Source organism: Psychrobacter sp. H29 (genome assembly GCF_059073055.1).
The window spans coordinates 2340729-2355335 of the sequence record NZ_JCACRY010000001.1; the positions used below are offsets into that span (position 1 = coordinate 2340729).

The 14607-nt window shown below is 42.9% G+C and carries 9 protein-coding genes; 1 reads left to right on the forward strand and 8 read right to left on the reverse strand.

Translation table 11 applies throughout. From position 1 onward, the window contains the following. Positions 1-47 precede the first annotated feature (47 nt). The 8 genes from sucC to sdhC form a co-directional block, all read right to left on the reverse strand. Positions 48-1214 carry an ADP-forming succinate--CoA ligase subunit beta gene (sucC, locus tag AC5JP1_RS09495; protein WP_201579290.1) on the reverse strand — a complete coding sequence of 389 codons (1167 nt, stop codon included), beginning with the start codon at positions 1212-1214 and terminating at the stop codon, positions 48-50. A gap of 152 nt (positions 1215-1366) precedes the next feature. After that, entirely contained in the window at positions 1367-2821 is a 1455-nt protein-coding gene (gene lpdA, locus AC5JP1_RS09500) for a dihydrolipoyl dehydrogenase (protein ID WP_493843946.1), read from the reverse strand. A gap of 259 nt (positions 2822-3080) precedes the next feature. Then, entirely contained in the window at positions 3081-4313 is a 1233-nt protein-coding gene (gene odhB / locus AC5JP1_RS09505) for a 2-oxoglutarate dehydrogenase complex dihydrolipoyllysine-residue succinyltransferase (protein WP_443525086.1), read from the reverse strand. 154 nt (positions 4314-4467) lie between these two features. Beyond that, complete coding sequence (locus AC5JP1_RS09510; protein ID WP_493843947.1) at positions 4468-7353, reverse strand: 2-oxoglutarate dehydrogenase E1 component; 2886 nt, start codon at positions 7351-7353, stop codon at positions 4468-4470. Positions 7354-8298: 945 nt separating this feature from the next. Further along, positions 8299-9009 (reverse strand): succinate dehydrogenase iron-sulfur subunit, encoded by a 711-nt coding sequence (locus tag AC5JP1_RS09515; RefSeq protein WP_192518379.1) that lies wholly within the window; start codon positions 9007-9009, stop codon positions 8299-8301. 224 nt (positions 9010-9233) lie between these two features. Beyond that, complete coding sequence (gene sdhA / locus AC5JP1_RS09520; protein ID WP_319050699.1) at positions 9234-11084, reverse strand: succinate dehydrogenase flavoprotein subunit; 1851 nt, start codon at positions 11082-11084, stop codon at positions 9234-9236. A 328-nt stretch (positions 11085-11412) separates the two neighbouring features. Then, positions 11413-11817: a succinate dehydrogenase, hydrophobic membrane anchor protein gene (gene sdhD / locus AC5JP1_RS09525; protein WP_319050869.1), complete on the reverse strand. Its 405-nt coding sequence runs from the start codon at positions 11815-11817 to the stop codon at positions 11413-11415. 2 nt (positions 11818-11819) lie between these two features. Then, positions 11820-12206: a succinate dehydrogenase, cytochrome b556 subunit gene (gene sdhC, locus AC5JP1_RS09530; protein WP_319050700.1), complete on the reverse strand. Its 387-nt coding sequence runs from the start codon at positions 12204-12206 to the stop codon at positions 11820-11822. 1029 nt (positions 12207-13235) lie between these two features. Between sdhC and gltA the strand changes: the two genes are divergently transcribed. Further along, the gene (gene gltA / locus AC5JP1_RS09535; RefSeq protein WP_493843948.1) at positions 13236-14516 is read left to right on the forward strand and encodes a citrate synthase; all 1281 of its coding nucleotides are present in this window, start codon (positions 13236-13238) and stop codon (positions 14514-14516) included. Positions 14517-14607 lie beyond the last annotated feature (91 nt).

The following is a 14607-nucleotide window of genomic DNA, read 5'->3' on the forward strand; positions in this document are numbered from 1 at the left end:
TTTGTTATAAAAACCACTATTACGATTTGACTACTATGCTTAAAGACTTAGGCTTTAACAGCATCGACAATTTTTTGAGCCGCGTCAGATAGACCTTGAGCTGAAATCAGTTTTAGACCAGACTCTTCTAGGATCTGTGCGCCTTTCTCAGCGTTGTTACCTTCTAAACGCACGACCACAGGTACTTGTACATCAACTTCTTTGATAGCAGCGATGATAGCTTCTGCAATCATGTCACAACGTACGATACCGCCAAAGATGTTGATTAGAACGCCTTCAACACTGCTGTCTTCTAGAATAATTTTGAACGCTTCAACAACGCGATCTTTGGTTGCGCCGCCGCCAACGTCCAAGAAGTTAGCAGGCTTGCCGCCATACAACTTGATGATATCCATGGTCGCCATTGCAAGACCAGCACCGTTTACCATACAACCGATGTTACCTTCTAGAGCAACATAGTTTAGGTCAAACTCAGCTGCTTTAAGCTCACGCTCGTTTTCTTGCGTCTTGTCTTGTAGCGCTGCAATTTTAGGCAGACGATATAGTGCGTTTGAATCGATACCGATTTTGCCATCAACACAAACGATTTCGCCGTTTTCACGAACGGCCAATGGGTTGATTTCCATTAGGGCAAAGTCGTTTTCAACAAATGCTTTATAAGCGCCAGTCATCAATTTAACGAACTGGTTAATTTGCTTGCCTTCTAGACCAAGTTTGAACGCAACATCACGCGCTTGGAAAGGCATTAAACCAACTAAAGGATCAACATTTACTTTGAAGATTTTTTCTGGGGTGCTGTGTGCTACTTCTTCGATATCTACGCCACCTTCGGTAGATGCCATGAAGGTTACACGACGAGTTGCACGATCTACAACGGCACCAAGATATAGCTCAGTCTGTACTGGGTACATATCTTCTGCAACCAATACGAAGTTTACTGGCTGACCGTCAGCGTCAGTTTGGAACGTTACTAGGTTAGTACCGATCAGCTCTTCAGCAACTTGCTTCGCTTCTTCACGAGTTTTAACCAGCTTTACGCCACCCGCTTTACCGCGACCACCAGCATGTACTTGCGCTTTAATTACCGCAATATCAGTTGGGGTTTTATCGAAAGCTGCAGCAGCTTCTTCGCCGTTATGGGCGATGATGCCTTCTTGAATTGGCAAACCGTAGCTTTTTAATAGCTCTTTTGCTTGATACTCATGTAAATTCATTGATTGTATCCTTTATTTTTTACAATTAATAAAAAGTGAAATCAAGTACGCACATATATTAAGCATACATATAACGCACTCATGATCGTGGCTATCGCCAACATAGCGATACCACAATCAGGTTGTAAATCGACAATAACTAAATTAACTACTTATTTTTTACGTTTTTTGCGCTGGATAGCATGGATAGCACGACCATCCGCAGATAGCGCCGCTTCATGCACTGCTTCTGAAATGGTTGGATGCGCAAAGGTCATCAACTGCAAGTCTTCAACACTAGAGACAAACTCCATCGCAATCATACCTTGATGGACGATATCACCAGCACCAGCAGAGATCGCATGCATGCCTAACAGACGATCTGTTTTCGCATCAGCGACTACTTTGACAGAGCCTTGAGCTTCACTTTGCGCTAATGCACGGCCGTTAGCAGCTAGGTTGAAAGAACCTGTTTTAACTTCATAGCCAGCTTCTTCAGCTTCTTGCTCAGTCAAACCTACCCATGCGATTTCTGGGTGAGTATAAATGACATTGATGATAGTGTCATAGTTCACTTGAGGTTTTTCGCCATGAATACGCTCAACAGCCATCATGCCCTCTTCCATTGCTTTGTGCGCAAGCATAGGTCCACGGACCAAATCACCGATAGCATAAACGCCATCAAGGTTGGTTTTACACTGGTCATTGACATCGATAAGACCACGTTCAGTCAACGTGATACCGCTGTCATCGCCAAGCAGTTTTTCAGAATAAGCGCGACGGCCGACACAAACGATTAGCTTGTCAAAGCTTTCCTCGCTTGATTCGCCTTTGTTTTCACTAGTGACGACAACTTGGTCACCTTGAACTTCAGCGTTGGTTACTTTGGTATCAACACGGATATCCAGACCTTGCTTCTTCAGCATTTTGCCAGCTTCTTTTGAGATATCTTTGTCAGCAGCAGCTAGGAAACTAGGAAGCGCTTCATACACAACTACTTCTGCACCTAGGCGACGCCATACTGAACCAAGCTCAAGACCGATAACACCAGCACCAATAACGCCTAGACGCTTAGGTACTTCAGTGAAATCAAGTGCGCCAGTTGAATCAACAATACGGTCACCATCAGTTTTGGCAACAGGAATCTCGATAGGCACAGAACCTGCCGCAAGAATAACGTTCTTAGCAGTGATCGTCGTTTCGCTGTCGTCTTCTAGAGCAGTAAATTTGACTTTTTTGTCAGTGCCCGTACCATCAACTAGCGTACCCCAACCCTGTAGCCAGTCAACACCATTGCCTTTTAGCAACGCTGCAACACCGCCAGTCAATTGCTTAACGATACCTTCTTTACGTTCTATCATTTTTTCGATATTGATAGCAACGTCACCAGTACTGATACCGTGCTCGTCAAGATCATGCTTAGTGGCTTCATAACGATGTGAGCTGTCAAGCAAGGCTTTTGATGGGATACAACCAACGTTTAAGCAAGTGCCACCAAGTGCTGGCTCACCTTTATAAACGCGCTTTTCGATACAGGCAACGCTCATACCGAGTTGACCTGCACGAATAGCCGCTTCGTAACCACCAGGACCGCCGCCGATGACGACTAAATCATAATTGTCTTTCATAGTACGTTCCTATTTTTAATTGTATGTGTCATTTAAATAGATTGTTATCTTAATGATAAATCAGTACGGTCTACACTCTATGGTTAATACACCATATCAGTGAGAAAGACTCACTTATCGCTAGTCGATAGTAAGTCACCGTTTTTAAAATCATTTTCATGTATGTCAGCGGATTAACTGATTGCTGACTGAGCAAAACTATAATCTGTACTAAAGTGAAAAAGCTTGTATCGGCTATTGCCAATACAAGCTTAGAAGCTTACAAGTCTAGTAGCAACATGGCTGGGTCTTCGACCAACTCTTTGATAGTTACTAGGAACTGTACGGCCTCTTTACCATCAATCATACGATGGTCATAAGATAGCGCTAGGTACATCATCGGTAGAATTTCAACCTTACCATCAACAGCCATTGGGCGATCATTGATAGCGTGCATACCCAAGATAGCGGTTTGTGGTGGATTTAAGATAGGCGTTGACATCAACGAACCAAATACACCGCCGTTAGAGATGGTAAAAGTACCACCAGTCATGTCTTCTAGACCAAGCTTACCTTGCTGTGCTTTACTACCAAACTCACGGATAGTACTTTCAACATCAGCCATGCTCATGCGGTCAGTATCACGTAATACTGGTACTACTAGACCACGGTCTGATGATACGGCCACACCAATATCATAAAAACCATGATAAACAATATCGTCGCCATCTAGTGACGCATTTACTGCTGGGAAGCGTTTGAGTGCTTCTGTTGCGGCTTTGATAAACAATGACATAAAGCCTAGACGTACGCCATGACGCTTCTCAAATTTTTCTTTGTACTTAGCGCGCATGTCCATCAATGGCTTCATGTTCACTTCGTTAAACGTCGTCAACATCGCTGTGTCTTGTGATGCTGACAATAGACGCTCTGCAACACGCTTGCGCAGACGAGTCATCGGAACGCGTTTTTCTGTACGTTCGCCCATTGACTCAGCAACGGGACGGCCACTATCAGATTTGATGCTGCTGTCTGATTTTAGCGTTGGATTTGCCATGTCCGTTTTGGTGACACGACCGCCGCGACCACTACCTTCAACTTCTTTAGGATCAACGCCAGACTCTTTTGCTGCTTTACGGACTGCTGGGCTTTGATCTTTGTGATCTGCTTCGTCTTTTTTGTCAGTCGCTTGTACTGGCTCACCGCCGTCTGCAGCTTGCTTTTCTGATGCAGCTGGCTGCTCTGTTGTCTCTGCAGCTGGTGCTTCGCCTGCACTTGCACCGGCTTCGAACTGTGCAATCAACTCATCAGACAATACTGTGTCATCAACTTGCTTGACGATTTTAGTTACTACACCATCATCAGGTGCAACAACTTCTAGTACTACTTTGTCAGTCTCGATCTCAGCTAGTAGGTCATCACGATTAACTTGTTGACCTTCAGTGACATGCCATTCAACGATTGTGCCATCGGCAACCGATTCTGGAAAAACGGGGGCTTTGATGTCAGCCATCGATATACTCCTTAGATGTGGATATTCATACTTATTATTAAGTCGTGATAGGCAGTCAGTATTCGTTAAAAGTAACGCTTAGATTGTATTAACGGATACTAACTGTCATCGCCTGATTCATTTATCTGCTATAGTCTTTCGATTAGATAACCTGTTACTTAGATAGCTCATCGACACTGATACCAAGACCACCTGCGATTAGTGCTTGTTGCTGTTGGGCATGCAATTTTGGCGAACCTGTTGCAGGTGCTGCACTAGGAGGACGTGCCACCGGCTCCATGACTTTTGCCTTAGTTGGATGCGGTACAACAATACGGAACATGTGCGGGGCCAGATAGTACCAAGCGCCTTGGTTCAGTGGTTCTTCTTGCGTCCACACAATCTCAGTCAAGTTGCTATATTTCTCAATCTCAGCAACCAAACGTTGCTCTGGTAATGGATAAAGCTGCTCAATACGTACGATAGCAACATGATCAAGACCCAATGCGCGGCGCTGCTCTAGTAGATCGTAATAGACCTTACCGCCACATAACACCATGCGAGTAACTTTGTCTGCGTTGTGGTCGTCCATCTCTGAAATTACAGTTTCAAACTTACCATCGGCAAGCTCTTCTAGATTAGACGTTGCCAGCTTATGACGTAGCAAACTCTTTGGTGACATAACGATCAAAGGCTTACGAATCGGGCGTACTGCTTGACGACGCAAGGCATGATAAATTTGCGCAGGAGTCGTTGGCGTAATAACTTGCATATTGTCTTCAGCACATAGCTGTAAGAAGCGCTCAAGACGCGCAGAAGAATGCTCTGGACCTTGGCCTTCAAAACCATGTGGCAATAGCATCGTTAAACCACAAACACGCTGCCATTTGGTCTCGCCACTTGAGATGAACTGATCAATAACGACCTGCGCACCGTTCACGAAGTCACCAAACTGTGCTTCCCAAACAATCAATGCATTCGGTACTGTCGTAGCATAACCATATTCAAAGGCTAATACGGCTTCTTCTGATAGCAATGAATTATAGGTAGCAAAGCGTGCTTGCGTTTCACTCATGTGAGCGAGTGGCACGTACATGCTGCCGTCATTGACATTATAGATTTCACTGTGACGATGCGAGAACGTACCACGGCCTACGTCTTCGCCCGTAATGCGTACCAATACATCATCGTTATCGACCAATGATGCATAAGCCAATGTCTCAGCTGCACCCCAGTTGAGAGGCTCTTCACCAGTCTGCATCGCTAGACGCTGTTCAACTACTTTTTGAACTTGGCGTTGTAGCTTGTAGCCCTCTGGCATTTCAGCCATACGGCGTCCGTAAGCTTTTAGTTTTTCGATATCGACACTAGTGTCCCAGTCGTCGATCAATTCGTGACCCAAATAAGGCTTCCAGTCTACAAATAACTGCTCGTTAGGTTCTTGGACTAGTGAGCTTGCAACATAATCTCCACGATCTAAAGATTCACGATAGTCATCTTCGTATTGCTTTTCTTCTTCGCTATTTAAAAGCCCATCAGCGATAAGCTTCTGTGCATAGATGGTACGTGTCGTAGGCAATTTCTTGATAACCGCATACATCAATGGCTGCGTAGCTGAAGGCTCATCTGCTTCATTATGTCCGTTACGGCGGTAGCAGAAAAGATCAATGATGATGTCTTTATCAAACTGATGACGATAATCTAATGCCAACTGAGCTGCAAATACGACTGATTCAGGATCGTCACCGTTCACATGCAAGATGGGCGCATGTACCATCTTAGCGACGTCAGTACAGTATTCGGTTGAACGAACATCTTCTTGACGGCTAGTGGTGAAGCCAACTTGGTTATTGATAACAATATGTACAGTACCACCAGTGGTATAAGCACGGGTTTGTGACATTTGGAAGGTTTCTTGAACCACACCTTGACCGGCAAACGCAGCATCACCGTGAATAACGATTGGCAATACCGAATTACCACCAGTATTGTCTAACAATGGCTGATCATTACGGCGTACTTGGCGTGCACGTACTGAGCCTTGTAATACTGGTGCAACGATTTCAAGATGAGATGGGTTAAACGCTAGTGCCAAATGCGCTTCACCACCTGGGGTCATCACATTTGATGAAAAACCATTATGGTATTTAACGTCACCTGAGCCTTTTTCTGGTTGCACTTTGCCATCAAATTCGTCAAACAGATCCGCAGGATTTTTACCTAGGATATTGACTAGTAGGTTAAGGCGTCCACGGTGAGCCATACCAATGACCATCTCTTTTGTACCATAGCCACCAGCACGTTGAATAATTTCATTGATAGCAGGAATGAAGCTTTCGCCGCCCTCTAGACCGAAACGTTTAACGCCCGTATATTTACGTGCTAAGTACTTTTCTAGACCTTCGGCAGCAGTCAGGCGCTCAAGAATAGATAAGCGCTTTTCTTTATCAAATTGGATATAGCCCAAGTTGGTTTCTAAGTATTCTTCCATCCAGCGCTTTTCTGTGCTGGTGGTGACGTGCATGTATTCGATACCAATATGACGGCAGTACACACGCTCCATGATTTCGATAATTTCACGCAATGGCGCTTCATTTTTACCGATTACTAAATCATTGGTTGGGAATACCGTATCAAGATCTGCTTCTGATAAATTATGATAAGCAAGCGTTAGATCTTCTACTTCTGCACGTGGATGCAAATCTAAAGGATCAAGTTTGGCACGGCGATGGCCACGGCGACGATATGCGGAGATTAATTGCTGTACACCCATTTGCTTTGGATCAGTACAGTTATTTGAGGTACCACTGCTTTGGTCAGTGTTTTCATCACTTACTTTATTCGCGGTTTGATTGCGGGCAAGTAATAAAAATTGGTCCTTGATCGCGTTATGCTTGGCATCGTCTGACGATTTGTACTGTTCAAAGTACGCTTGCCAATCTGTGTCAACACTATCAGGGTCTGTTAGGTACTGCTCGTAAAGAGCTTCTATATAGCTGGCATTATCAGCGGCCAGTTCAGTATGTCCTTGGTCCGCTTTTTCTTTAGTTATACTATTCATAATAATCGTCTATTTGATAGATAAATGAATGGAATCGTGCTTATTATGGTGTCAATCGCTAGATGCTAGGCATATAGACAATTTGTCATATCCCGTTAAATACTATTTGATAAAACACTTTTATCCCTAAGTATTGCCGTCACTATAGAATATTGCCGTCATTGTCTAAAGAAGCAAGGGATGCTAAATAGTGATAACAAGTCTTATTGCAATACCTATATTAAAAATAAAATTATTTGTGAACGCTCAGTTTTGTTAACTGACTCGTTTCACAACATTAATTTATATATACTTCTTTTAGCTATAACCGATTGGTAAGTTGTAAGTTATTAACAATCAACTAAAATTCTAGCTAACCTTTAAAATGGCTGTTAAGGCTAAAACATCTTATATCTACTAGAAATTTTGTCCATCAAGACAGAAATACATTGCTGTATAGCCTATCACGACCATTTTTTGTGACATAGTTTGTTTGTTCAATACTAAGTATTTACGTAATGAATATCTATTATCAATTATACAAGCACAATAATTGTATACATAACGTTTTATTCTATTAATTGATACGTATTACTGAACCACTTGAGCAGCATTTAATCGTATTCAATATTGTTAAAAACGTAATTATACCAAACTTTTCTCGTGTCTATATCCGATTATATAGATTGATTGTCTATATATTATGTCTTCTTACACACAACCAACGTATTGCATATGGTGTTTTGCCAGCTCGATGGCTGAATATTGACCATTTGCGAGTCAAACTTACTGCTTAATTTTCCTGCTACTGTAATCTAAAACTCTATAGGTAAGCCTGCTTGGTATAGAGCCAGTAGAGTATGCACGCAAATATATTTAAGTCCGTTCAACTAACAAAAACACCACCTAACGAATAGGTGGTGTTTTTCGTACTGTATCTATTATAACTGATGCGCTTGTAAACTACTAACCGGCTTGATCAATCAACATATTACGTAGATGGCCGATGGCTTTGGTTGGGTTCAAGCCTTTAGGACAAACCGATACACAGTTCATGATACCGCGGCAACGGAACAAGCTAAACGGATCGTCTAGACGAGCCAAACGTGCCTGGGTATCACCATCACGACTATCAGCAACAAAGCGATAAGCGTGCAGTAACGCTGATGGACCTAGGAACTTGTCAGGGTTCCACCAGAATGATGGACAGCTGGTTGAACAGCATGCACACAAGATACACTCATACAGACCGTTTAGCTTTTCACGCTGTTCAGGTGACTGTAGACGTTCCGTCGGCGGCGCTGGCTGATCATTGATCAAGTACGGGTGTACTTTCTCATATTGCTCGTAAAATTGGTTCATATCAACAACCAAATCACGAACCACTGGCAAACCAGGTAACGGGCGAACCGTTACTTTTTCTGGTAGGGTATTCATGTTGATTAAACATGCTAGACCGTTTTTGCCGTTAATGTTCATGCCGTCAGAACCACAAATACCTTCGCGGCAAGAGCGACGGAAAGTAATTGTCTCATCTTCTTTCTTTAGGCGTAATAATACGTCAAGCAACATACGATCTGAATCAAGTAATTCAATCGTATAGGTTTGCATGCGCGGTGCTGCGTCCACATCAGGATCGTAGCGGTAGATTTCGATGGTGCGAGTACCTCGGCTCATAATGCTAAACTCCACACGTAGGTGATGGCGGGCATACAAAGACTGCAACATATTAGCGCTGGCTATTGATTGATACTGATAACTAAATATCGAGTATCAATCAATAACTTAGTAACGCTGGCATGAGCATGTAGCTGGCGGTCACCTTTTTAATAAATTAATAAGGGATAAAACGTTGAGACTACTGTTGCATGTTGGCTATGAACCAAGCATGCAATCTAGAGTTAATAGACGCGAACTTTTGGTTCAATATAGTCAACAGTCAATGGTACTTTACGAACGGGCTTATAAATAATACGGTTGCCTTCAGAATACCATAAAGTATGCTTCATCCAATCGTGGTCGTTACGACCGTTTGGTGCGTAATCATCATCTTCTGGACGGTCATAGTCAGATACACTGTGCGCGCCGCGACTTTCGTGACGTGTAGCAGCTGATATCATAGTGGCTTTTGCTACTTCGTACAGATTTGCCACTTCAAAAGCTTCGATGCGTGCTGTGTTGAACACTTGTGATTTATCGCCAAGATGAATTTTTTCGATCTTATCGCCTAGCGCTAGGATTTTCTCAACGCCTTCATCCATCATTGCTTGGGTACGGAATACACTAGCATGCTTTTGCATAGTTGCCCGAATCTCATCAGCCACGTCTTGCGCATTGTAGCCTTCAGTAGACTGTTGCAACTTGTCTAAACGCTTCACTGTAAAATCAAGCACACGTGGATCAAGCGGCTTGTAGTTGTGATCAGCGTGATGGAACTCATCAACGATATGTTTACCCGCTGCACGGCCAAATACGAGTAGATCAAGTAGTGAATTCGTACCTAAACGGTTGGCACCATGAACACTCACACAAGCACATTCACCGATTGCATAAAGACCTTTAACCACATTGCCTTTAGCATATAAGCCGTCTTCATCAGTACCTGCTTCTAGATCTGGCACAACAACCTGACCATGAATAGTGGTTGGAATACCGCCCATCATGTAATGAATGGTTGGGATTACTGGAATTGGTTCTTTTGTGATGTCGACGTTGGCGAAGTTTTTACCAATCTCAAATACTGATGGCAAACGCTTCATGATGGTTTCAACACCTAGATGCGTCATATCCATAACGATATGATCAGCATTAGGACCACAACCACGGCCTTCTTTGATCTCTTGGTCCATTGAACGTGATACGAGGTCACGTGGTGCCAAGTCTTTCACGGTTGGTGCATAACGCTCCATGAACGCTTCACCATCTTTATTACGCAAGATAGCGCCTTCACCGCGACAACCTTCAGTCAGTAGTACACCTGCACCATGAACACCAGTTGGATGGAACTGCCAGAATTCCATATCCTGCAATGGGATACCAGCACGTACTGCCATGCCAATACCGTCGCCAGTATTGATATAAGCATTGGTAGACGCTGCAAAGATACGACCCGCACCGCCTGTCGCTAGGACAGTAATTGGTGACTGGAATACCGCAACCGTACCCGTCTCTTGCTCAAGCGCAACGACACCGTTGATGTTACCCGCTTCGTCTTTGATCAAATCAAGGGCAATCCACTCGATAAAGAACTCAGTGCCTTGCTCTAAATTCTTTTGATATAGCGTATGTAGCAGCGCGTGGCCTGTACGGTCAGCAGCAGCACAAGCACGTTGTACGGCTTTTTCGCCATAGTTAGACGTATGACCACCGAACGGACGCTGATAAATCGTACCATCTTCGTTACGGTCAAATGGCATGCCCATGTGCTCAAGCTCATAGACTACTTTTGGCGCTTCACGGCACATATACTCGATAGCATCTTGGTCACCCAACCAATCTGATCCTTTTACGGTATCATAGAAGTGGAAGTGCCAGTTGTCATTGCTCATGTTACCCAAACTTGCACCGATACCACCCTGAGCGGCAACCGTGTGCGAACGCGTTGGGAATACTTTGGTAAGGACTGCAACCTTCATGCCCGCTTCCGCTAAATGCAATGAAGCACGCATACCTGAGCCGCCGCCACCAACGATGACTGCATCGTAGTTTAGGGTCTTGATATTACTAATGGTATTGTCTTGTCTAGTTGCCATTACGGTTTTCCTAATGCCTGTTAATGCTCAGAAGTTAATTAAAACTCTTTAAAAAGCTTGTATCACATTTATGAAAGCTCACTATTTGGCTATTTCATAAACTTGTAACATAACAATCTAAACAGTCTGCAACCACTTCATGTGCATATCTATCGTTATACTGGACTAAGCCTACTCAGCTATAATCAGATTAGCTGGTCATCAATGCTAGTCCAATGCTATGACTATTCTTGGCTATCAGCAGATAATTGCGATTGTCTTTCCAACCAGTCTATCAGTTGGATATACCTGCTGTTATATATAGATATAAGAGGTATTTGTTCAATGGTTAAACAGCAGCGATACCGAAACCGTTACCCCAAAAAATCATAATGCCCCAAAATAGAAATACTAAAATAGCGATAATCATCAATGACTGTAGTACTAAACGTAAACCTGCTGCGCTTGAACCTAGTTTGCCTGTCGTAATATAGTCAGTAAATACTGTCCACATACCGACCCAAGCATGGCCAGCCAGTGCAAGTACTGCAACCAAACTGAATAAACGCATCGGTAAACTGGTCATAAATGATGACCATTCAATGAAAGTGACATCACCATGGGTCAAAAAGAAGCCCAGCAATATCACGCTATAAACGGCTAAAACAACAGCACTAATACGCTGAATAATCCAATCACGTGAGCCTGAACCTGTCAGACCAGTAGCACTTTTGATTCCTGAATCATTTTTTATCATTAGAACATCACCCATACAAATGACGCGACAACCAAAATCGCGGCGATCACAAAACTGACCATAGAGGCAGTGCGGCCAGATTTTAGCTCTTCGTTCATGCCCATATCAGCAAATAAATGTTTCATACCCATTACGAAATGATAGGCAATAGCGGCAACAAATATCCATGCTAAAAAGCGCACAAGTACGTTGTCAAATACAGTTGCAAAACTCTCAGGCGACGCCAGTGAGTTCTGTAATAACCATAGCATGACAGGAATTAATAAGAATAAAATAATGCCAGAGATACGATGCAAGATAGAGGCGATCGCAATCGGTGAGCGATTAACACTAATCACTTGGCTTAAAGGCAGATCAATAGGTCGGTTGCTTTTCACAGCGGGCATCCTTTTTGCGGTTATACTCCTGTATCTGCTATCGAGGCTTGACATGAATAGTGTCAGATGAGCGTCGAGCAACACACGAGACGAATAAAGTAAGGAAGAGCTAGCTGACTTCTTTTAGTTTGCGCTAAATATGAAGAAAGGATCATGTATATAAAGGTAGTAATAGACTGTTCAACATCGCTTGTCGAGATGACAGGCCTATCAAACAACCCATCTATTATACAACAAAGAGAATAAACATGAGTAAGATCGACTAACCAGTCTATTTTTATTGGTCGTATGAAGCGCAAGACAACGTTAATATGTCCTCTACTTCAGAGCGAGCCGCATACTAAGCAACAGATACTTGTGCTCAGCACTCAAAAACAGAATGGTTAATAGGAACACTCAAACCATAGAATTCGGTTTGGTCTATCAAAACACTAGACAATCGTAAATAGGCATATATAAAGCAAGCTATAAACGACACTATGTTATGACCACTTATCAATTTGCACAAGCTAGTGCTAGTTAATTACTACAATTATAAAATGACTGAGCGATAATTACAAACTTATCCCTGAAGCAATAGTAAAACACAGTTATTTAACAAATAAATAGAGATATGTAATACTCAATCTGAAAAGTATTGGTTTATATCAAATTTAAGTCGAATTCGATTGGTTTGCTACTCATGACCTAGAAAATTTTAGACTCACTTTTTATGCATATGTGTCTAGATTTTTGCCAATGTTCGAACAATGTTGTACCGATTTTGACATCATAAATATGGCTAAAAAATGGATAAATTTAAGCAAAATAACCAAACAGACATATTTTGATACAAAAATTACAGCGAATAACCACCGCTAACCCATGCCAATTGGGATGGTAGTCAATAAAAGTTTTTTCAAATCACAAGTGATTGCTGCTAATATACCCTGCGTATTAAATGAGTTAAATTCATTTTACCGTTTGACCGATGATGACGTGAGGTGTACGTCTGTAGTAATTTTATTCTAACAAGCTAAAACCAATGGAGAGCAATTTATGGCTGATAATAATGCCAAACTAACCGTGAATGGTGAAGAATACGAACTTCCTATTATTAAAGGTACTTTAGGGCGCCCAGTTATCGATGTTGCTGCTCTACAAGAATCAGGCTTCTGGTCTTATGACCCTGGCTTTAAAGTTACTGCTCCTGTTGAATCAAAGATTACTTACATCGACGGCGGTAAAGGCGAGTTATTGCATCGTGGCTATCCTATCGACGAGTTAGCAAACAACGCTGAGTACCTAGAAGTTGCTTATGCATTGATTCATGGCGACCTACCAAATAGCGAACAAAAAGCAGATTTCTTCGAAAAAATCCGCGAACATACTGCCGTTCATGATCAATTACGCAAGTTCTTTGAAGGCTTCCGCCGTGACGCACATCCTATGGCTATCATGGTTGGTGTCGTTGGTGCCTTATCAGCGTTCTATCATGAAGACCTAGACGTTAGCAACGAAGACCACCGTGAGATCACTGCTATCCGTCTGATCGCTAAGATGCCAACGCTTGCTGCTATGAGTTATAAATACTCACAAGGCGAACCGTTCATGTATCCGCGTAATGACTTTAACTACGCAGAAAACTTCTTGTACATGATGTTTGCAACGCCTGCTGATGTAGACTACAAAACTAACGACGTTATCACTCGCGCAATGGATAAGATCTTTACCTTGCACGCTGACCACGAGCAAAACGCCTCTACGTCAACGGTACGTCTAGCAGGTTCTACCGGTGCAAACCCTTATGCGTGTATCGCTGCAGGTATTGCTGCGTTATGGGGGCCATCACATGGCGGCGCCAACGAAGCTGTTCTTGAGATGCTAGATGAAATCGGTACGGTTGAAAACGTGCCTGAATTCATGGAAAAAGTAAAAAGCCGTGAAGTGAAGCTCATGGGCTTTGGTCATCGTGTTTACAAAAACTTCGATCCACGCGCTCAAGTAATGAAAGAGACTTGTGATGAAGTACTAGAAGCACTAGGTATCAACGATCCTAAGCTTGAGTTAGCGATGGCACTAGAGAAAATCGCGCTAGAAGACCCGTTCTTCATCGAGCGTAACCTATATCCAAACGTTGATTTTTACTCTGGTATCATCTTGAAAGCCATCGGTATCCCAACGTCAATGTTTACAGTTATCTTCGCATTGGCTCGCACTTCAGGCTGGATCAGCCACTGGTTAGAAATGCATAGTGCACCATTCAAAATCGGTCGCCCGCGTCAGTTGTATACTGGTGAAACGCGCCGTGATTTTGTAAAAGTTGAAGATCGCAAGTAAGCTGAGCTGTGTTTGAACAATAAAAAATCCCGCTATTATGCGGGATTTTTTATTGCTCTTTGATGGGTACTATTGGCTCTAGTATGTATAT